Origin of the sequence: Sutcliffiella halmapala, from assembly GCF_002019665.1 — a bacterium.
GTDB classification, from domain to species: Bacteria; Bacillota; Bacilli; order Bacillales; family Bacillaceae_I; genus Sutcliffiella_A; species Sutcliffiella_A halmapala.
Genome location: NZ_KV917375.1, coordinates 3,293,941 through 3,315,092 on the forward strand (window position 1 = coordinate 3,293,941; position 21,152 = coordinate 3,315,092).

23 protein-coding genes are annotated in these 21,152 nt (G+C 34.2%); 6 read left to right on the plus strand and 17 right to left on the minus strand.

The window, feature by feature from the left end:
* The first annotated feature begins 101 nt into the window (after window positions 1-101).
* Window positions 102-2,393, plus strand: a complete 2,292-nt coding sequence (locus tag BK580_RS16315) for an ATP-dependent helicase (protein ID WP_078381366.1) — start codon at window positions 102-104, stop codon at window positions 2,391-2,393.
* A 317-nt stretch (window positions 2,394-2,710) separates the two neighbouring features.
* Here the strand turns inward: BK580_RS16315 and BK580_RS16320 are convergent, their stop codons facing one another.
* On the minus strand, window positions 2,711-3,736 hold the full coding sequence (locus BK580_RS16320) for a hypothetical protein (RefSeq protein WP_078381367.1): 1,026 nt from the start codon (window positions 3,734-3,736) through the stop codon (window positions 2,711-2,713).
* Between the two features lie 349 nt (window positions 3,737-4,085).
* Here BK580_RS16320 and sda point away from each other — a divergent pair, with 349 nt between their 5' ends.
* Window positions 4,086-4,262, plus strand: coding sequence for a sporulation histidine kinase inhibitor Sda (sda, locus tag BK580_RS24170; protein WP_078381368.1), 177 nt, complete (start codon window positions 4,086-4,088; stop codon window positions 4,260-4,262).
* 95 nt (window positions 4,263-4,357) lie between these two features.
* Here sda and BK580_RS16330 read toward each other — a convergent pair whose 3' ends face one another.
* The 12 genes from BK580_RS16330 to BK580_RS16380 all read right to left on the minus strand — a co-directional run bounded on the left by BK580_RS16330 (window position 4,358) and on the right by BK580_RS16380 (window position 12,490).
* Complete coding sequence (locus BK580_RS16330) at window positions 4,358-4,618, minus strand: sporulation-specific transcription regulator SpoVIF (RefSeq protein ID WP_078381369.1); 261 nt, start codon at window positions 4,616-4,618, stop codon at window positions 4,358-4,360.
* Window positions 4,619-4,787: 169 nt separating this feature from the next.
* Window positions 4,788-4,943: a YjcZ family sporulation protein gene (locus BK580_RS16335; RefSeq protein ID WP_078381370.1), complete on the minus strand. Its 156-nt coding sequence runs from the start codon at window positions 4,941-4,943 to the stop codon at window positions 4,788-4,790.
* Between the two features lie 201 nt (window positions 4,944-5,144).
* Complete coding sequence (locus BK580_RS16340) at window positions 5,145-5,381, minus strand: hypothetical protein (RefSeq protein WP_078381371.1); 237 nt, start codon at window positions 5,379-5,381, stop codon at window positions 5,145-5,147.
* A 47-nt stretch (window positions 5,382-5,428) separates the two neighbouring features.
* On the minus strand, window positions 5,429-6,289 hold the full coding sequence (locus BK580_RS16345; RefSeq protein WP_078381372.1) for a DUF421 domain-containing protein: 861 nt from the start codon (window positions 6,287-6,289) through the stop codon (window positions 5,429-5,431).
* A 26-nt stretch (window positions 6,290-6,315) separates the two neighbouring features.
* Complete coding sequence (locus tag BK580_RS16350) at window positions 6,316-6,504, minus strand: DUF1657 domain-containing protein (protein ID WP_078381373.1); 189 nt, start codon at window positions 6,502-6,504, stop codon at window positions 6,316-6,318.
* A gap of 6 nt (window positions 6,505-6,510) precedes the next feature.
* Window positions 6,511-6,867 carry a stage V sporulation protein AE gene (gene spoVAE, locus BK580_RS16355; protein ID WP_078381374.1) on the minus strand — a complete coding sequence of 119 codons (357 nt, stop codon included), beginning with the start codon at window positions 6,865-6,867 and terminating at the stop codon, window positions 6,511-6,513.
* Between the two features lie 2 nt (window positions 6,868-6,869).
* Window positions 6,870-7,880: a stage V sporulation protein AD gene (gene spoVAD, locus BK580_RS16360; protein WP_078381375.1), complete on the minus strand. Its 1,011-nt coding sequence runs from the start codon at window positions 7,878-7,880 to the stop codon at window positions 6,870-6,872.
* Complete coding sequence (gene spoVAC, locus BK580_RS16365) at window positions 7,880-8,356, minus strand: stage V sporulation protein AC (protein WP_078381376.1); 477 nt, start codon at window positions 8,354-8,356, stop codon at window positions 7,880-7,882. Before spoVAC ends, spoVAD begins: the two co-directional genes overlap by 1 nt.
* Before the next feature lie 14 nt (window positions 8,357-8,370).
* Complete coding sequence (locus BK580_RS16370) at window positions 8,371-8,823, minus strand: YhcN/YlaJ family sporulation lipoprotein (protein ID WP_078381377.1); 453 nt, start codon at window positions 8,821-8,823, stop codon at window positions 8,371-8,373.
* 103 nt (window positions 8,824-8,926) lie between these two features.
* A complete protein-coding gene (locus BK580_RS16375) occupies window positions 8,927-9,280 on the minus strand; it encodes a DUF1360 domain-containing protein (protein WP_078381378.1) in 354 nt (117 codons plus the stop codon).
* Window positions 9,281-9,340: 60 nt separating this feature from the next.
* Window positions 9,341-9,493, minus strand: coding sequence for a hypothetical protein (locus tag BK580_RS23675; RefSeq protein WP_169865061.1), 153 nt, complete (start codon window positions 9,491-9,493; stop codon window positions 9,341-9,343).
* A gap of 111 nt (window positions 9,494-9,604) precedes the next feature.
* Window positions 9,605-12,490 (minus strand): hypothetical protein, encoded by a 2,886-nt coding sequence (locus BK580_RS16380; RefSeq protein ID WP_078381379.1) that lies wholly within the window; start codon window positions 12,488-12,490, stop codon window positions 9,605-9,607.
* A 178-nt stretch (window positions 12,491-12,668) separates the two neighbouring features.
* Between BK580_RS16380 and BK580_RS16385 the strand changes: the two genes are divergently transcribed.
* From BK580_RS16385 to BK580_RS16395, 3 genes are all read left to right on the plus strand, one after another.
* Window positions 12,669-13,406, plus strand: coding sequence for a BMQ_0737 family morphogenetic spore coat protein (locus tag BK580_RS16385; RefSeq protein WP_078381380.1), 738 nt, complete (start codon window positions 12,669-12,671; stop codon window positions 13,404-13,406).
* A gap of 155 nt (window positions 13,407-13,561) precedes the next feature.
* The gene (locus BK580_RS16390) at window positions 13,562-14,329 is read left to right on the plus strand and encodes a hypothetical protein (RefSeq protein ID WP_078381381.1); all 768 of its coding nucleotides are present in this window, start codon (window positions 13,562-13,564) and stop codon (window positions 14,327-14,329) included.
* A gap of 132 nt (window positions 14,330-14,461) precedes the next feature.
* Complete coding sequence (locus BK580_RS16395; protein ID WP_078381382.1) at window positions 14,462-14,746, plus strand: hypothetical protein; 285 nt, start codon at window positions 14,462-14,464, stop codon at window positions 14,744-14,746.
* Window positions 14,747-14,965: 219 nt separating this feature from the next.
* Here BK580_RS16395 and BK580_RS16400 read toward each other — a convergent pair whose 3' ends face one another.
* Window positions 14,966-15,871 carry a glycosyltransferase family A protein gene (locus tag BK580_RS16400; protein WP_078381383.1) on the minus strand — a complete coding sequence of 302 codons (906 nt, stop codon included), beginning with the start codon at window positions 15,869-15,871 and terminating at the stop codon, window positions 14,966-14,968.
* Window positions 15,872-16,590: 719 nt separating this feature from the next.
* On the opposite strand from BK580_RS16400, the gene BK580_RS16405 reads away from it, so the two are divergent.
* Complete coding sequence (locus tag BK580_RS16405; RefSeq protein ID WP_078381384.1) at window positions 16,591-17,868, plus strand: nucleotide sugar dehydrogenase; 1,278 nt, start codon at window positions 16,591-16,593, stop codon at window positions 17,866-17,868.
* 1,101 nt (window positions 17,869-18,969) lie between these two features.
* Here the strand turns inward: BK580_RS16405 and BK580_RS16410 are convergent.
* From BK580_RS16410 to BK580_RS24055, 3 genes are all read right to left on the minus strand, one after another.
* Window positions 18,970-19,794 (minus strand): hypothetical protein, encoded by an 825-nt coding sequence (locus tag BK580_RS16410; RefSeq protein ID WP_139364921.1) that lies wholly within the window; start codon window positions 19,792-19,794, stop codon window positions 18,970-18,972.
* 41 nt (window positions 19,795-19,835) lie between these two features.
* A complete protein-coding gene (locus BK580_RS16415) occupies window positions 19,836-20,306 on the minus strand; it encodes an O-methyltransferase (RefSeq protein ID WP_078381386.1) in 471 nt (156 codons plus the stop codon).
* Window positions 20,307-20,955: 649 nt separating this feature from the next.
* Window positions 20,956-21,081, minus strand: a complete 126-nt coding sequence (locus BK580_RS24055; RefSeq protein WP_268877401.1) for a hypothetical protein — start codon at window positions 21,079-21,081, stop codon at window positions 20,956-20,958.
* Window positions 21,082-21,152 lie beyond the last annotated feature (71 nt).

Here is a 21,152-nt window from a genome sequence, read left to right on the forward strand (position 1 = left end):
CCCTCTTTTTCAAGATACAAACTTAGCAATGCCTCATGTTTTCTCTCTATCATATGTGTTACTATGAAAAGGATTGACTGTAAAAAGGAGTTACATATCTTATGAAGTCTGCAATTTGGAATGACCGACCGATACAATTAGAAAAAATGACGCGCGAACGCTACCAAGAATTATATGAAGCCGGGATAAAAGGAGCACTTGTTTGCTCTGTATGTGGAACCAATGTAAAGCTTTATCTTGGATTGCGGAAAGAGCCTCACTTTTATCATACAAATAACATGGAACCTCATTCTATACCGGAGGATGAGCAATCGGAATCGCCTTCTCCTCAACCTCAAGAGGAGTTTGTGGAACGCAATGGGTTTCGAATGCCGAAGTCTAGATCCATCATTTCCGATTCAAAAACAATGAAACAAGAGAAATGGAAAACACCAAAGCTGCTATCACATCTTCCAATCTTTATAAAAGAAAATTCGGAATCCTCTCCTTCTTTAGGTGGGTTTTTCCAACGCTTACAGGAAAAAAATATTTTTCTAGATACTGCCCAACAAAAAGCTGTGACGTCTATTGAGGGTCCTTTACTTGTGCTAGCTGGCGCTGGAAGCGGGAAAACACGAGTATTGACAACTAGAGTAGCTTACATGGTACATGAGCAACGAATTGATCCTCGCTCCATTATGCTCATTACTTTTACTGCGAAAGCAGCGAATGAAATGAAAGAAAGGTTACAACTATACGAGGAGCAACATTCACGTGTATTTTCTTCTCTAGTTACTGGCACCTTTCATAGTATCTATTACAAAATTCTCGCGCACCACCATTCTTCACGTTGGAATGGGAATAACTTATTGAAATGGGACTGGCAGAAAGAGCAATTTCTAAAACAAGCCGGCCGGAAAATTGGGCTAGATGAAAAAGATTTCCCATTTGATCAGGCCATACAGCAAATTGGGTATTGGAAGAACAATATGCAGACGCCAAAAATGGTTATTCCAAGTAACAAGCTGGAGGAACAATTCCACTCACTTTACCAGGATTACGAAGATTGGAAAAAAGAGAAGCAAGTGTTTGACTTTGACGATATGCTCATCGGATGCTATGAGCTTTTATTAGAAAATCCTACGCTTCTCGGAAAATATCAAGAACGCTTTCAGTATTTTTTAATTGATGAATTCCAAGATATAAATAAGGTCCAGTATGAGACGATTAAACTGCTTGCACGTGATGGAAATGTTTGTGCCGTTGGAGATGATGATCAATCCATTTATGCTTTTCGCGGTAGCAATCCCAATTTCATCCTGAATTATCATTTAGATTTTCCAGAAACAAAGGTTGTTACGCTTGCCCAAAACTATCGATCTTGTCATAGTATTGTTGCTGCTTCTAATATGGTTATTCAAAAGAATATGAGCCGAAAGCAAAAGAAAATGGTTGCCCAATATGACAATCAAGCGTGGCCAGTCCTTTTCTTTCCATATGATGAGGAGGAAGAAGCAACCATCATCGTGCAGGATATGAAAGAACAAATTGAAAATGGCACACCACCAAAGGATTTTGCTATCCTCTATCGCACGCATAGTGCAGCGAGGGCAGTTTTCGAACGTCTTTCTCAGTCAGGCTTACCATTTACGCTTGACCAAGACTATGAAAGCTTCTACAAACGTCGAATTGTTAAAGGGATCCTTGGTTTTTTACGCTTAAGTAAAGATCCTAATGACGTCCAAGCATTATCTGATATTTTACCTGCCTTGTTTTTAAAGCAATCCAGCTTACAAGATGCCAAAGCAACTAGTATCTTAGAGGATTGCAGTTTAGTGAAAGCATTAAGCAAGCTAAGTAATTTACAGCCCTTTCAGCTTAAGAAAATAAAAAGAATTATTCCATTATTCTCCACATTAAAGACTGTCACTCCCGCTGTTGCGTTAGAAATGATTGATAAAGACATGGGGTTTGACGATTATATTAAGAAACGTGGCAACGAAGGAAATGCGCTTGAGAAAGGATCCGATGATATACGCGACTTAAAGGTGGTCGCCAAGAAATTCAATTCCACCTCCTCCTTTTTGGAGCATGTAGATGACATGATTGCCAAAACAGAAGAAATGAAAAAGCTAAGCAAAAAATACACGAATGCCATCCAGCTCTCCACTATTCATCGATCGAAGGGATTAGAATATACACAAGTATATTTATTAAGCGCGGTGGACGGCAGTTTGCCTCACGACTTCTCATTAGAGGCATTTCGTAATGGCGAACAAAATGCTCTGGAAGAAGAGCGTCGCCTACTCTATGTCGCGATGACACGAGCAAAGGAATCTCTCTATGTTTCCATTCCAGAAAACAGGCGTGGAAAAAAAGCATATATGTCCAGGTTTATTAAAGATATTCTATAACTATACAACCAATTCCTTCTTTACACTGTTTAATAACGTTCTTTATACTCTTCATCCCCTTTTCAATAAAAGGGGATGAAATACTAATCTACCTTCCTTAATTCACCATTATGTAGGTTGTTTCGAGTGAAATAATCTTTTAATCGAAACAACTTTTAACTAGAACTATTCTCTATTACAGTCCTTACCATACACCACAAACCTTTCCCTACTAAGATGATACGAGTTAGTAAGAAAGCATTGTCCTTTTAAGACATTATTGAAACGAAATAACCGCCGCAATTTCAAAGTATGCAGTATACGAGTATCTATCAACTTCAAGTAATAGGACCAACTATAAAATTCGCTATTCTATCTATTGCTTCTTGTACAGTAGTTGGTAAAGGTGTAGTCCAATCCGCTGGATTACCTGGAGTATATCCCAAAGCATCAGCTTCATTAATACGAGTTAATACAATACCCCCTGAGATACTTGTATTTATTGGAATACTATTAACCGTAGCACTAATAGTACTCAAAGGGCTTCCTGTAGCAGTAAGAGCTCCACCAATCGAAAAACCATGAAGAGTAGTGATAATCGCTGGATGACCCGGAGTTTGAGTAATAACTACTGATCCATCTGTCCCTCCTCCTATTCCCTGTAAACGTGCAGCAGTAAAAGGACTTGAATTTACTGTTATTACCCCTGCATTAATAAAATCTGTATTGGGTAGTATCATATTTATCCCATTTTGAGTGTATCCTGCAAAAAATATGGAGTCTTGAATTATTACTTGATTAATAGGATGAAATGCTGTAAATACAGGAGTAAAGTTCGATCTCATATTCATAAAATACAATTTACCTTCAACACTAGATTGCACTGTAAAATCAAAGACAACATTACTAGCAACTATAGCTAAGTTTTGAAATCCAGAACGATGATCTCCAGAAGACGCCCATGATGGATCATTAATATTAATAAAGCTCCCACTATCTCCTATTCTCGTAGTAACTGGATCCGTCCCATCAATCACTACGTTCGCTTTCAAACTAAAGCTCTCCACAAAATTTCCTGGTCCTACTTTCATCGAATATCTTTTTGTTGGACTAGCATCATTAATTGCTATCATTCCCCTTGGAATGGTAGCAAAAGGGTTAGCAATTGTTCCATCTCCAGTAACGTCATTACCACCTTTACTCACATATACTGTTTGAGAACTAACTGGTGATGGTGGGGTAAACCCCGGACCTGGTGGACCTTGTGGGCCTTGTGGACCTCTTGGGCCTTGGATTAGACAACAACAGGGATTAGAACAACACCTCGAGCACCTATTAATATTACTTTTTTTATAAAACGACAAAATGGATTACTCCTTTCTAATATAATATTAATATATTAGAAAAAAATATATTTGCTTGTATACTTATCTATTTCTTCTTTGAATAAGCAAATCATTTCAACTATGACCATACCAAATTCTCTAGAAAGAAAACCAGCTTCCTAAAAAGAGGTGTAATACAATTGTAAATGGTTTTTGAAAAAAAACGAACATTTAATCTGTGCCCAACAGTAAAAAGCAAAATACTATAGAGCAAAATGGTTGGTTTTTTGCACTAAAACGTTTATAGGAAATGCATCCGGGTATATAGCTCTTAAAAGGAATTAATAATAATCAATCAAACCGAGTGAAGAAGGAGTGCCAAACTACTATGCAGAAGCTAAAATCGACATCTTCTCTTAAAAAGTTAAAAGATGAATCCTTAAAATTCGCATATGAGCAAGCAAAAATCCAACACTTAGACCCCTACTTCATACAACTACTAGAGAAAGAGATGAAAAAAAGAAACATCTCGCGATTAGCTAAATTTCAGAGAATAATTAATTAATTGTTATGATTACATAATGCCTATTTCCTCATGCAAAAGAAAAAATATCTGTCACCCTCCAAAAAAGAAGGTGACAGATATTTTTTCTTACTTGCTTATTTTTTCTTTTCATTTAACATTTTAGAAATAGTCCCCATATCAACAGGTTTGTTTCCATTGATCAATGTATGAACAATCTTATCTTCTAATTCCTTAGGAACCTTCTTGTTCGCCAACGTAGCCACCTTACTCACTAAATTACGCACTGTTTGTTCATCTTTAAAATTTGCATTTTGCATCGAATTCGCTAATTCAAATACATCCTTCATATTAACGCCAGTTTTCTTCTCTATGCCTTTAAATAAATTATTTTCCACCAAACATCCTCCTCTCGGATATACCTCATTGTATGTGCCTTTGCCTAGGAATGTTACTCAAAAAGGTCCACTAACGAGTTTCTGAAAACCTGATTTATCGACTGTTTTTATTAGATAAAAACAGAAAAGCACGGAATACCGCACTTTTCTTCTTTTCATTCAGTTGGTATTAATAGAATTTAGAAGCACCAACGATAATTAACAGAATGAATAACACGACAATTAACACGAATGTGCCACCGTAACCGCCACCGCCACCACAGCCATAACCGTAGCCAGGATAACCAGCTCCACCAACACCAGGATAGCCACCATAGTAACCCATAATCTCGCACCTCCTTAATGAAGATTCCCTATTACTATATGTCTATATTTCCAAAGGGTATGGGCTAATTTACAGGGTATGTACAGAATTATTAGTTGATTTTATCAAGATGAATCCTTTGAGTTGAAGTTCACGGTATCCGGTACAAATAAAGAAGCCGCTGAAATCCAAGGATCTGTCACTTGGATTTCAGCGGCTTCTTTATTCTTCATCTGTTTCAATCTTATCCAATTTTCGTTTCGTACCTTCCATCCACATCTCTAAGCTTCCTACATACCGGTTCAATCGGATTTCAAACCATTGTGCTTGCTTAATTAAATCCTCTGCACTCTTAATATTTTTCCCACCAAACTTTTCTACTTCCGCAAGGTTTTCGTTCACTTTCCCGCGTTCAAACATGAATTTCAAATGTTCTTCTCCAAAGTCAAATTCACTCATATCGCTCACCTCTTAATACGATATGTTAGTAAGAAACACTGGTGACATTATCCCTTCAATAATGGGTGCAATGTTCTTTTTATATTTTTTAATTCCGCTCCAATATTGCGATACACATCCTTTTGTTTTTCAGTCGAAGTGGTCGCTTCTAAATAGGAAAAATCAGCGACACATTTTTCTAAAGTTAACAAAACAAATTCTCTTTCCTTCATTTTTGGCGGCTTACTTTGATCATCGTATAAATCTATTGATACCCTTCCAAGAGAATCGACCTGTGCGACAAAAACGGATTCTAATAATACTTGTTGCTTTTCAAGCTGTGCTTTCAACCACCCTCGACTTAAGCCTAACTTTGTAAGCGGTTCATCTAAAATGTCCCCATCCATAATTACTGTTTGCGGTTCTTTTATATGTGGTGAATCAGAAAATAAATCCCCATACGTGATTGGTTGCTTTTCCTTTTTCAACAACACACTAAAATCCCCATTTGGTTCCAATGTCGCAAATTCAATATCATCAATATTAAAGATATTCTTCTTACGTAACTGCTCCATAAACTCATCGATCGAGTAGGTTTCTTTCCTTAAGTTTTGTTCAAGGATTTTCCCGTTTTCCACAAAAACAGTAGCATTCCCCTCAATTAAATCTCGAAAACCTTTATACTTTAGGGAGATTCGGGAAATAAGTAACGGAAAAAGGGACCATATTAAGATGCTTGTCACACCATTTTTTATTACTAAATCAGGGTCCATTGATAAGGTTCCAGCAATATCCCCTACTGTTATGCCCACAATATATTCAAAAAAGGAAAGCTTAGATAGCTGCTTTTTCCCTAAAAGCTTGGTAATTAGAAAGAGGCCCAATATGATGGAAATGGAGCGGATAGCTATCTCTATCCATTGTGGCATATACTGACAGCTCCTTTTTCAATTCCTTATGAAGATTGATTTTCGTTTTTTAACACTTGATTAATAGTCTGGATGATTTCATCGATTTTCATCATCGATTCATGATAGCCTTTTTGAGCAACACCATCCACCGCTTCTAGCGCATAGACATGAAGATTACTGCGAATCATTTTTAAAGAAGCGAGATTATAGCTTAAGATTAATTTCTCATCCATTTCTCGTTATCCTTTCGGTTTAAAAAGTAACGCGCCGATGAATCCGAATACGATGGCCGCTGAAATACCAGAGCTTGTTACTTCAAACATCCCTGTAAGTACTCCCACTAAACCATGCTTCGATGCCTCTTCTAACGCTCCATGAACTAAGGAATTACCAAAGCTCGTAATCGGTACAGTTGCACCAGCACCAGCAAATGCTATTAATGGTTCGTAAAGCCCTAGTCCATCTAAAATAGCTCCTGCTACCACAAAGCTGCTTAACGTGTGAGCGGGTGTTAGCTTAAATACATCAAACATAATTTGTCCGATTAAACAAATAAGGCCGCCAACGACAAAGGCCCAAAAAAAGGATAAAAACATTTTTATTGCCCCCCCATCTCAATAGATACTGCATGTGCGATACATGGAATCGATTCTTTTTGTTGGAAAGATAATGGTGAAAGTAAGGCACCTGTTGCAACCATCAAAATTTTCTTTAGATTACCTTTTGCCATTTCATTTAATAAATGTCCATAAAACACAACTGCCGAACAACCAGCACCACTTCCACCCGCTAAGACCGGCTGATCTTTTTTATAAATTAATAACCCTGCATCTTTATATTGTTGATCTGTTACGGCAAAGCCCTGTTCCTTTAACATATCTAGTGAAACTTGTCTTCCTATTTCACCAAGATCTCCTGTAATTATCAGATCATAATAGGATGGATCTCGTCCCAGATCATTGAAATGGGCCTTAATCGTATCCACTGCCGCTGGAGCCATCGCGCCACCCATATTAAACGGATCCTTTAGTCCCATATTAATCACTTTGCCAATTGTTGCAGCAGTAACATGCGGGCCCACTCCGACATTACTAACTAGCCCCACTCCTGCTCCTGTCACTGTCCATTGTGCAGTTGGTGGTTTTTGGCCGCCATATTCTGTTGGATACCGAAACTGTTTTTCCACCGCTGTATTATGGCTTGTAGCACCTGTGAGGCAATAGTTTGCCCCTCCATAGTTGACCAGAAAGCTAGCAAGTGCCAAACCTTCCATCGAAGTAGAGCAGGCACCAAATACACCTAAATAAGGAATCCCTAAGGTTTCTGCTGCAAAATTAGAAGGAGTCATTTGGTTGATTAAATCTCCCGCAAGTAGAAACTGCATATTAGATAGCTCCAAGTTCGCCTTCTCCACTACTTTATTACATGCTTCTTCTAGTAAGAGTTTATGTGCTTTCTCATAACTTTCCTGTTCTAGCCATAAGTCTTTATGTAATAAATCAAAATCATCTGCAAGTAACCCATTCGCTTCAAAAGGTCCACCTACAGCCGCTCCTGCAAGAATAACCGGTTTATTTGCAAAGACCCATGACTGTTTTCCCTTAAGCATTATAAGCCTCCTAACTGTATAAAAATCGTTTTAATTAGCGCTACAACAAAGGCTGAAAACACTCCAAATAAAATAACTGAACCGGCAAGCTTAAACATATTGGATCCAACCCCAAGGACAAATCCCTCTGTTCTATGTTCAATACAAGCTGCTATCACAGCATTGCCAAACCCAGTAACCGGTACAGCACTACCGGCACCTGCAAATTGACCAATTCGATCATAGACTCCAAAGCCTGTTAATAGCATAGAAAGAAAAATCATTGTTGCCACAGTTGGGTTACCCGCTGTAACCTCTGTAAAATTCAAAAAGTGGATGTAACATAGCTGAATAGCTTGTCCGACAATACAAAATAGCCCACCTACTAAAAAGGCAATAGTACAATTTTTCCACACAGGTCGTTGCAGTTCTCTTCTTTGTTCAAACTCTTGATATACTTTCTGTTCTGGTGTTGGTTGATTGTTCTGTTTACTCATCGAATAATCACCTCTTATGCCTTTTCTTTTCGCAAATCGTCAATCTTTTTAATTCGTTTTTTTATTTCTTTATCTGACAGGTTTTTCTCTTCGATATCTTTACGTAATCTTTCAATTTCTAATCTAATTTTGAGATCATGAGATACGACCACTTTTTCATCGGGAAACTCTTTCTCTAGAGCCTTTTTCACTTTCTTTTCAACCTTTTCTGTAAAGAATTTTTGAAATTGCTTCAAATGAAAAGCAACAAGCAATTCATCCTCTGCATCGTATGCAATTGCATCCTTCACTTCGCTAACGTCCTTAGCAATTTCCTCTGCTCTGTTTTCTTTCTCTGTTTTTTCCTTCTGTTTCGTCGATGTTGGACTAACAGTATCCTCTACTCTTTCTTGAACCTCTCCACCGCCACAAGCGCTTAACATGCTTACTAAAAGCACAAAGGGTATCACGTACTTCATTACTTTCATACATTCACCTTCCTATAATAAATACTCTATCCTTTAATATTCTTTTATAAGAGAAAATTATGTATAACAAAAAAAACAGCACTCATGTGGAGGCTGCTTCACTTTACGAAATCATTCTATTCACGATACTTTCTATTAATCCAGCTAATCCAGCTGCTGCCAAAATTATCAGAAACGGCTTTCCTATAAATGGGTACAATTCAAATAAGAAAAATAGACCCGCTGTTACCCATACACCTGTACACCAATGACAACTAACCAGTTCCCCAATCCAGGCCCGTATTCCATTTCCCTTTATAATAAGATACGTTTCTGCTTCCCCATTTTCATCGACTTCCTCCACCTCTTCTACAAAAGGTCGTCTCATAAAATAAGTAATTTTATCAGTGACTACTAATCTGGTCATCCGGAAGCTAGCAAGTCCCAATAAAATAAACCAATACCAGCCTTCAAACATGAAAATCCCCCTTCCATATTACATGATATGATGGAAAGGAGGATCTCATATTAAAAAACATTACTCTTCTGTAATAATTTTTTTCTTCCCACAACCACAGCCTGAGGATTTCTTAACTTTCTTAGTGTTATAAGAGTTCGAAGAGGTAAGTACTTGTGTAGAAGAAACCTTTTGATTTGGTGTTTGTGATTTATAATATTGATAATAGTTCATATTATTATCCTCCATCTTAGTCGAATCGAAAGCATAAATATAATACCCTCTATACTATGCGATTAAGATAAAGATGTTTTCCGCGAAAATACTACAGGTTCGAAAATCTACTCATGTTTCTTTTTTAAAGTTATTATAGAACCAGCTTTGAATTTTAGGATCTTCCTTTGTTTCTTCCTGTTCAGAAGTAGGTAAAGGATCGATGTTCATTTCCCACTCTGCAATAACGGTCTTGTCATGAAAATAATTCTCTGCCTTTTTCTCTAAACTCCCAATGCACGCATGGAGCTTTGCGATATCATCAAGTAATACAGAACTCTCATCATACACTCCCATTAACTCTTCTTCTACTCCTTGGAGCTTTTCAATTTTACTTTGCAGTTCTTCCCGATAACGAATATTTTCCTGTTCCAACTTTTCATTTACTTCAATGACTGTTTGCAAACCATTTTTTTCTGCTATTTGCTTTTCTAATTCCTGTTTTAAACCTGTATTCGCTTCAAGTAAAATCCTTTTCTCTGCATTTACATCCTTTAACTCTTTTTCTACGCTTTCCAGCTTTTCTTGTTTACTTTGGAGCTGTTCCTGATACTGGCTCGTTTCCTGTTGCAGCTTTTGCTGGAGACCTATATTCTCTTCTTTTATTCCAGTCAACTCTGCTTCTACCTTTACTAATTTTTCATAATTAATTTGTTGTTGTTGCTGATTCTGAAGTTTTTCTTGGTCCAGTTTCTGCTTTAAGCTTGCTATACTTTCATGTAACGCAACTTTGTCGACCGTAACTCCTTTTAACTCCTTTTCTGTCTTTTGTAACACTTCTAAGGTCTTTTGTTGTTCTTGCTGGTGGCGGATTTTTTCCTGTTCGAGTTTTTGGTTTAGATTTAGATTCTCTTCATTTACTCCTTTTAACGCATCTTCTAACCTCTCTAGGTTTTCAAGATTACCTTGAATTTCTTGCTGATAGTTGGCCTTTTCCTGCTCAAACTTCTGCTTTAGATTTACATTCTCTTCATTTACTCCTCTTAATTTCACTTCTGCTTTTTGGAGCTTTTCGAGATTATTTTGAAGCTCTTGTTCGTAATGGAGTTTTTCTTGTTCCAGCTTCTGCTTTAAGTTTGTATTATTCTCTTGTAATACATCGTTATTTTCTATTGTTTTAGTTAACTCCATCTCTAGACTTTGAAGTTTGTTTTGCTTAATTTGAAGCTCTTGCTGATACTGGAGTTCTTCCTGCTCCAGCTTTTGCTTTAAGCTCGCATTCTCTTCATTTAATCCTTTTAATTCCCCTTCTAACTTCTCAAGATTTTCAAGCTTACCTTGAATTTCTTGCTGATAATGGGACTTTTCCTGTTCCAGCTTCTGTTTTAGAATTACATTTTCTTCATTTACTCCTCTTAACTTCACTTCTGTTTTTTGGAGTTTTTCTTGATTATTTTGAAGTTCTTGCTGATACAGAATTTTCTCTTGTTCCAGTTTCTGTTTTGATTTTGTATACTTATCCTGTAAAACTCCATTTTCTTCATACACTCGCTTTAGTCCGTCTTCAACTCTTTGAAGTTTATCGAGCGTAGTTTTAAGTTTTTCCTGATACTGCAACTTTTCCAATTCCAACGTTTGCTTTGTACTAACCATTTCTTCATGTAAGGAGTGCTTCTCTTTATTTACTTCTTTTAATTCCATTTCAACTTTTTTAAGTTTTTTGTGATTACTTTGAAGTTCTTGCTGATATCGGAATTTTTCCTGCTCCTGCTCTTTCTTCAGACCAGTTACCTTTTCTTTTAATACACCATTCTCTTTATTTACTCCCTCAAATTTCTCTTCTACTTGTTGTAGCTTTTCATAATTATTTTGTATTTCTTGTTTAAAGTGGAGTATTTCCTTTTCCAGCTTTTGCTTTAAATTTGCATTCTCTTCATGTAACTCATAATTCTCGTCATTTATCTCTTTAAATTTCTTTTCTAGGCTTTGTAACTTTTCAACATTACTTTGAAGTTCTTTTTGAAATTGTCGTTTTTCTTGTTCTAACTCTTGCTTTAAACTCGAGTTGTCGTATTTTGCTTGTTCATATTCCTTTACAGAAGCACTAACTTTCCGATTTGCTTGAATAAGGTAGCTTTCTAGATCAACAATAATGCCTATTTGATTCTTATTCTCAGTTTGGAGCTGCAGATTCTCCTGCTCTAGTTTTATTTTTGAATCCTCTAATGTTCTAATCGTTTCTTGCCATTGGTCTTTTTCCTCTTGCCACGCATGTAAATCCTGTTTTAAATTTGCAATATTCTCATATAAGAGAGCATTCTCTTCATATACTCCTTTTAACTCCCTTTCCACTCTTTGAAACTGATCAAGGTTGTTTTGGAGTTCTTGCTGATACTGGATACTTTCCTGTTCTAGATTCCCATCACTTTCTATAGTTTTTTGGGACCCAATATTTTCTGTTGGGTGCTTTTCTAACTCCTGCTTTAACTCTGCTATAACCTCTTTTGCTTTTTCACATTCTTTTACGGAGGCTCTTACCTTTTGATTTGCTTTGATAAGATGACTTTCTAAATCAGAGATAATGGCTAATTGGTTTTTATTTTCTTGTTGGAGTTGAAGATTTTCTTGTTCTAGTTCAACCCTTGCTTCCTCAAATGCAGCTCCATCCCTATTTTCCGTTTCAATATCCCTTGGAGTGGAAGTATACTTGATAATTTCTTTTTGAAAATGAGATAGCTCCTTCTTTAACTTTTTCTTCTTCTCTATCACAGATTCATATTTTTTATGCTGTTCTTTCCATTTACTTTCTAACTTCTTATTTTCTTCTTCTAGATTGCTAATGATTTCTTGCCATTTTACTTTTTCATCTTGCCATGCATAATTTTCTTTTTCTAATTTCTTTATATACTCTCGATCTTTAACCTTCTCTAAATCAGATTGAAGTCGCTTCACCTCTGATCCTAAATGAATGAGTTTCTGTTGCAATATTACTACATTATCATTCTTAAAACTTTTCATATAACGATGCCCTCCTTATAGACCCTCCCCTTACAAGTAATTCTTATTCATCAAGAAATATTACAGATTATCAAAAATTAAATTCGGGCTTTTGTCTCTGCACAATTACCTACAAAATTCATACTATAAATTAGTCCCGTACCCCAAAAGGGTAATATAAGAATAGGAGGAGTTTTTAGTGAGTCATAAAGAAACTGAAAGAGTCTGTATCAAGGCTCGAAAAGTTTATGATTGGGTTACACGTCAAGTTGATGTTGCTATAAAGCCTGTTTGTAACTCAGATTTAGATGATTTATTTGCTTGGGACCTTGATCATGACAAAGATGCTAGTATAGCTGACATTCTTTGTGATGCAAAGGTTGGTGGCTTATCTGTTGAGTGTTTCTTATCTGATGAAAAAGGTAATAAAATTAATCCGTTAGCAAATCACCATCATCGTCACCACAAAGGATTAACTTGTAAGGAAATTGAGCAGCCAAATGGACGACCAGATGTTGAGGTAACCCTTCCAGATGGAGTAGAAGTAATTCTCCAACGTGTAAAAGTCTTAGTCAAAGGATACGTAACAATACATCTAGTAAATAATAAAGGCCATGTAGTAGGGTGCTCTGCTCCAATACCGTTTGCAACCATCCAAACTTTCCTTTTATGTGCTCCAGACGGAACAGAACTAGATTGTCATGTTACATTCTTTGAGTGTGATTCTAATCTAATTGCAACTCCAGACTATGCACAATTAGATGTAACACTTGCTCTATGCTTAGACATCCAAATGGAAGCAGACGTTAAATTCGAAATTGATGCTAAGATCAGCAGACCTCGCGCTGAAATACTAGAAGGACTACTTTGCCCATTAAAAGAATTCCCACCACAATGTCCTGAAATCTTTCCAGCACATGGTAGAAAACCAAGATAATTTTTAAAAGTCGAGCAAAAATAAAAACAGCAGCCAATGAAATTCAGTTCACACTGAATCAAATTTGGCTGTTTTATTTTAGTTAAGATAAAGAATTACATATGACAAGTATTACTGTATATAGATTATACAAAGAGGTTGTTGGGAGGGATTAGATGAGTAATTATCAGGAATTAATTATGATACAGCAACAGGTCATTCACTATAAAGCAGAGATATCAAAATTTAAAGATCAAATCAAAGAATTAGAGTTGGATTTAGAAAAAGAAGGCATTCGAAATAAATATTTGCAAGCTCGAGTAAAGAGTTTGCAAAACCAACACGGAATTTCTACAAGTAACTTAATAAATCAACTTCGCAAAAAAGTGTTACACCTTGAGGTTTCATTAGAAGAAGAAAAAAAATTAAGTGAGACTTTACAACAGTCAACACCAATGGAAATAAAATCAACAGAAAAAAAAGAAACATCCTTCTACGGTTATTTTAATTATTCGATTCTTCATCCTAGCGATGGAGAAACTACCTTAACCATCATTAGTGATTTCAATATAGTAAATGTTGGTGACATGGAAATGGAAGACGTGATAATTTGTTTAAAAATCATGCCTATCAATAAAATCGTCTTCTCTGGAAAAATATCAAATCCAAAGCTCGTTCAACAAACTGATCAAAACCGTCCAGCAGCGAATTGGGTTTACGCAATCGAAAACTGGAAGGATAAAATAAGAATGGACGGCGAATATTGGATTCGTTCCTTACAAATGCCAAATATCGCTCCTAAAGAGAATGCATCATTTAAATCCTTTGAGATCCACTTGGAAAGGCAGGATTCCCCAACCAAGTATACAGTAGAAGCGTTTATATATTGTAAAGATAATACTATTGGGTTGCCTAGTAACAATAAGATAATGATTCGTTTCTAATAGGCAAATCTACTATAATAATGGAAAAAAGGCGCTTGTACTAAGTGTTTCGCCCTCTCCAAATAGTCCTACTAGAATACATTATTGTAGGAAGTAAAAATTCCTACCAAAATTAAGAGGGAGGCAAAATTTATGAGTTTGTATTATGAGTATAAGTCTTGTTGTGGCAAGAAGGACGACCGCAGAGAGCGTGCAGCTGATGTAGATCGTGAGAAGGATTGTTTTTGCGGGAAGTTTTTAAACAGGTTTTTAGGTGATGATGTTGATATTGTTACAGTTTCTGGGGCACCAATCTCTGGAATCTTAGCGTGTATTGACGATAAAACAGGAATTCTTACGGTTGTAGGAGACGACGGTCCTGTTTATGTTTGCTGTTCACGTATTGAAACTATTTCACCGGCTACTGACGAATCGTAATAAGTCCAAATTCTATAAAGGCTGTCTCAAAGTACTTTTGAGACAGCCTTTTCCCTTCTAATTATTCCGAATAATCAAAACATTACAACAAAAGCATTGGAACTTATTATCACTCTAGTATATATATTTATTAATTCGTTACTCAGGTTTAATACTTACTGTTGAATATTTAGATAGTCTTTAACCTACATTAAGCATAAATCGAATGTGAATTTTAACTTAGCATTTAAAATAATCGTAAATCCATTTTTCAATTTCTTCTCCCTGTGTTCTATAATCTTTAGCAGAAACACTTAGATTTAATGTCTTTTTAAATAACATATTGTTTTCTCCATGCCCAAAACACCTAAAAACTACCGGTAAATTAATCATCTTATAATTTACTTTACATTGGCGAAGGTGACTAATTATTTTTGGGTGCCTACTTAAAGTTAATCTAGAAAAGAATTTACTATTTATTCTAGGTGACTTAGGAAGCATACTATTTGAAAAATAGATAACAGAGCAGCTTCCACAATACTTATAAAATTTGTCAACCAACCAAAATTCATTCAAATAAAAATTTGATAAATATCCTTGATTAATGATAAATGCCTCATAAAAAGGTTCCGAATTAATATATTCTACAAAACGAAAATGTATTAAATCATCAGCATCAAGAGGCATTATATAGCCAGAGAAACCACCCTTCCTTAAATATACTCCTATTAATTTCCTTTTTTTCATTTTATCATTTGTAAAGCCCTTTGAGTTTACTGGTGGGGGAAATTGCGCTGATATCCATTCAACTTTTTTATTTTTCAATTCATTTATTGAAGGTTTTTCATGCCCTGCAATAATGATACGGAAATTTTTTTGAGTATTATTAAGTATTGACCTCAAAGTTCTACCTAGATTTTCTTCTATAATACTCCAATTATTTGATACTTTTTTACTCTTTAATGATATCGCAAAGATAATTTCTTCTTTTTTCATTTCTTTCTTGAAGGAATTTTTTTTTTCATTTAGTTCATTTTCTATATATATTAACTTTTCTTTTATTGATATATTTTCATTGTTTACTATATTTTCTTCTATTTGTTTCTCCTCCCTTATTAGAAATAGGATTATGCATTTCCATTTCAAACAAAGAGACATACTCCAGCCTGTTAATTATGCTTTTCAAAAAAGAAAGATTCCAATGCTACTTGTGTCCGATTGTTTGAGCTCTAAAAATTTATAACGTTCTCACAGATGTATTTGATAATTCAAATAGAGCCACTGTAATTATGAAATCGTAAGCCACTCAATTTCCAGTTTGAGAATGTCTTGATTTTGAGTGAGAGGTATGATAGGCTCGCTGCCTACTCTCGTAACACCATGGTTAGTCGACTTTCGAGCAAAATCTTACCTCTGGAGGGTCCGTGTCAAGAAATTCTAGATTTACCAGTACTAAATCACTAATTGATAATCGGAGTGGCTCAAAATGTAATTAACAAGCACACACAGATATAGGCAAAATTCATGTACAAAAAATGAATAGCATCAATATCTACAATATCCATAATAAACAAATTACTAACCAAGTTTAGATTATTTTAGAAACTTATAATATAGTCGGTTTTTCACTTATTTACACAAGAAAACCTTCTTTGTAGACTAATTAAGAAAAAGATAGATATAACATTCCATAGAGAATTATAAGTCACGTACTTCTATTAAGCATAAAAACTAAACCAAAATTAAAAGCTTAGTATTTAGGCCTTGAAATATATTTTTATCAGGTATCGGTAGAAATGTCCAAATCAAACAAGCTCTTCTCTCATATAATATGTTGATGAATAAATTATGAAAGGAAAATTCAAATGAACGATTTTACAAAAAAAGAAATAGCTATTCTGGGTTTAGGATACGTTGGCTTACATTTAGCTATATTATTTGTTCATAAAGGTTTTAAAGTTATCGGAATTGACATAGATATTGAAAAAATCAACAAGTTAAAAAAAGGTGAGAGTTATCTATCAGACATATCAAAAGAATTAATAATAGAAATAAACAAATCAAATTTGTTTGAAGCAACAAACGAATTTAAAAGCGTAGAAAATGTTGAAGCATGTATACTTTGTATTCCAACGCCATTATTAAATCGCCAAACACCAGATTTAAGTTATATCCGATCAACAATTAAATCAATTACTCCTTACCTTAGTAAGAGAAAACTTATTATTTTAGAGAGTTCTACTTATCCAGGTACAACTGAAGAAGTAATCCTTCCTATGCTAGAAAAAGAAAATAAGAAAATCGGAACTGATTTTCACCTAGCATATTCCCCAGAAAGAATTGATCCTGGTAATAAGAAATATCAATTAGAAGATATACCAAAGGTAATTAGTGGTGTTACCTATAAATGTTGCGAGAAGATTAAATATTTGTATAGTAAAGTTTTTAATAAAACAATTATAGTTTCTTCCCCTAAAGTGGCTGAAATGACTAAGTTGTTAGAAAACACTCAACGATTTATAAACATTTCCTTAATAAATGAAATAGCAATCATTAGCAATAAGCTAGGTATTAATATTTGGGAAGTAATTGAAGCAGCAAATACTAAACCATTTGGTTTTGTAAATTATACACCTGGACCTGGAATTGGTGGGCACTGTATACCTGTCGATCCTCTTTATTTATCGTGGAAGGCCAATGAGTGCGGGATAGACTCAAAATTCATTAGACTTTCTAATGAAATTAATACACAAATGCCTAACTATGTGGTTGAAAGAATCACAAATATATTGTCAGCTAAAGGGTTGTCTATGACAAATTCTAAAATACTTTTAATTGGTATGACATATAAAAAAGACATAAATGACTTACGAGAGTCTCCATCAACTACTATTTTAAGAGAATTATTAAAATTAAATATTATTGTCTCTTATCATGACCCTTTAGTAAATAAATTAGAGATTGATACAAATATATATGAAGGAATTGAACTATCAGAAAAAGTATTAATAAACTCTGATTGTGTTGTTATATTAACAAATCACAGTAACATAAATTATGATTTAATTATCGAATACGCCCCCTTAGTATTTGATACGCGTTTTGAAATAAAGGGTGATTTTCCAAACGTAGTTTATTTATAAACCCATTGATTTAACTTCACAACCGTTTTAGACTTTAAGTCCATTTTGGCCATAAAATGGCTAATTAAGTATATACTTTACAAGGATTATACGCTTCTATGCCTATTCAGCATACAAGATTTAAACGATTTATAAACGACCCAACTTATAACTTATTGTTGATTTATATCCAGTTGTATATAAATTCTTTCTTACCTGTGTAACAACAAAATCGGATGTTGCTTAGGCAGGCGCCATATGTCAAGAACACTACATTGATTTACTCACAGTTGCTAGAATTTCCAAACGAATCACTTTTCCCCCATAAAAAACATTAAAGTAACTATTTTTCCTTTTGGATTCGAGGATTTAGATAATTAGAAACTTTTCAATCACAGTCTGCACATCCACATTCCAGAATGATAACCGCCATCAATGAATTCAGCATGCTTGAGAAGTATCAGATATCTTTACTCTTTCTATTCTATATTTCATGGTTAATCCATCGAAGGCATAGTGACAATCGTTGCTATCCTTTTTTTGACATGAGATCACTTTATCTCTATTCAAAAAAACTTTAAATCCGAATCTAAATTCCTATCCGTAAATCGAAGAGAGACAAGTCAATAAAAGAACTTTCAGAGCTAGAAACGAACTTTACCTTCTTTGAAAAAGATATTACTAGTACTTCTTTCAAAACTTTATATTCAATAATGAAGGTACTCATACTTGTGTAAGTAGTTTCAGAAAGTACAAAACCCGAGACTGAAAAATCACTGCCGAGACAAATAATCAATAATAAGGGGAATACTTCTGTAGCTCACTCATTACAGAGTAAATTATAGCCACATATTTCTGCTTTACAAGCATGCTAAATCACTATTACTCTTTTACTACTACAAAGGTTTGCAATTCAATTCCAATTTAGGAAATAATGATTCAATCATTTAGTAAGTTCTGAATCATATATTTCTTAGTAGAAAAATTGCTTCTTAAAAATACAATAGTTATAACGGACTTCCTCCAATAAGTATGTTTTGCAATTTACTCATTTGGAGTTTCCCCTATTTGAAAATACCGTAATATACCCTGAAATCTTTTGATCCAAATTTAGAAATGCATTCATTTATAAAGGTCAATCAAATAATTTTTTGCTTTCTTGTTCTTAATTTGCCTAAAATTGTTCTTAATGTGTTTTTCTAAAGATAATGAAGTCCAAGAAAGTACTCCAACAGGTAGTTTAAAATGATAAAGATTACTGTTTCTTACATTTAATCCCTTGCAAAAAATTGTATTTCTAGGTGAGGGATGCCCGATTTTAGTTCTTGCCCCTCGAAATTTTTCGAAATTCCATATCATATTAGGGTATTCCTTATTTAAATACTTTACAGAGCCTTGCTTACGTGAAATCAAGTGATTTAAAACAGACTGATCAAACAAATTCACCTTCCTTGCAATCTCATACTTTAACTCTCTCCAGATATTTTCAAATTCATAAAAATGTTGTTGAGATCCTGAAAAAAGACAACCCATAGAGTAAATCTCTTGAGGAATCATTAAATTGGCCCCGCATTCACGCTTATTTTTCCCGTATCCATATGATATTGTGTTTATTTTATTTATATCTAATTTATTCTTCAAATCAGTAAATACTAACATATCTGCATCAATCCAACAGATATATTTATGTGTCTTTGCTGCGTGTAATAATATTAAAGGTTTTGCTGAACGTATCGGTAGTTTGCCTGAATATTCTTTCAGATTTCCCAATGAAATAGTATTATCAATAATACAACCTGGTAAATTCATATTTTTTGAATCTGTATAAATTTTAAGCATTGAACTATTACTTTTGGAAAAAGAACGTGCTAAACCTCTTACGTATCTATGATATTTTTTTCCGTACGCAGCAGTAATAAAAGTTATTTCCCCATCAGTATTATTCACGGTCTCACAAAAATCTAAATTTTTGTCCTTTATTATATTATTTAACTGTGGTTTTTTATGATTTTTTTTTTTAAAACCTTAGTTCTAACTTCATTACTTACAACATCATATAAAGCAATTCCATGTTGGTATTCTTTTCTTTCTGCATCATGTAATATTATTACTCCGTTAGTGTTTAATACTTCAAGACCAACAGCTAAACATTCTACTCTACGGCGCCCATCAATAAATATCAGATCATATTCTGGTACCTTATTTTGCATTAACGGCCAACATGCATAATGGCTTTTATATCCACTTGTTTTTTCAAACACTAGATTAATTTTTTTTCCAAATTGTTTTTTTGCCTTTTCATACCATTTTATATGATGTTCAATGCTTGTAATTTGTGCATCTGGACATTCTTGTAACATTATTTTGGTTGAATATCCTGGCCCATACTCTAATATTTTTTTAGGTTTTATTTCTCTCAACCATTTTCTAAGTGTATTTTCAAAATCATGCATCGACATTTTTTACCTCCGATTTAAATTTAGTTTTTAAGGGATTAAGCAAGCTATTTTTCCTTTTTTAACAAAAAAAAATTATTTCACATCATCTTATAATAAACAGATTTATTTTACTAAATTACAAATGAAAACCTCTCTAAAATATAACACCCCATTTCATTTTACTAATTTATTTATATGCAAGATGTACGTCTCTCTATCCCAAAAACAATACAATCCATTCTTAATTATGTTTTTTTTCTGAATTAACTAATATCAATTCGATAGATAAATTCCTTTTTTAAATAGCAATCAATAATTTGATAATAAACTAGGAGAATCAAATCTATTGTTAAGATAAAAACACTTAAATTACTATAAACAATCTGTAATTTTAATCTTTCATTAACTTTTTTAGAACTGCATACAATTATAAAATATAAAGGCTAATCCATTTACCTGAAAGGTATACTTTGAAAAGTTCCCTAACTAAAATAGAAATAGATGTGTGTATTAATGCTAAAGATTATAGATTTACAGCTAATTCAAATTAATGTAATCTGGAGTTAGGCATTAATGATTAGAAAGAAGTAAAATATAAAAATCTTGTAGGTACTATCGATCAATTTTAGTCATAAAGGGTTTTCTTTTCATAAAAACATCCTAACCTAGATTAGGATGTTATCACTATAATTCTAGAACGCACATTCCTGTTCTCTTCCTCTTCACTTTTTCTTTTTTCCAGTACGCTTTCCGCAACAAGCTTTTTTTCACCCATTACTCTCCATGTTTGTATCATAAATTCTAGTACTCCTTCCATTTTGAACTATTAGCAGTTTATTCAGTTGGCTTAAGAAGTGTTTGTACATA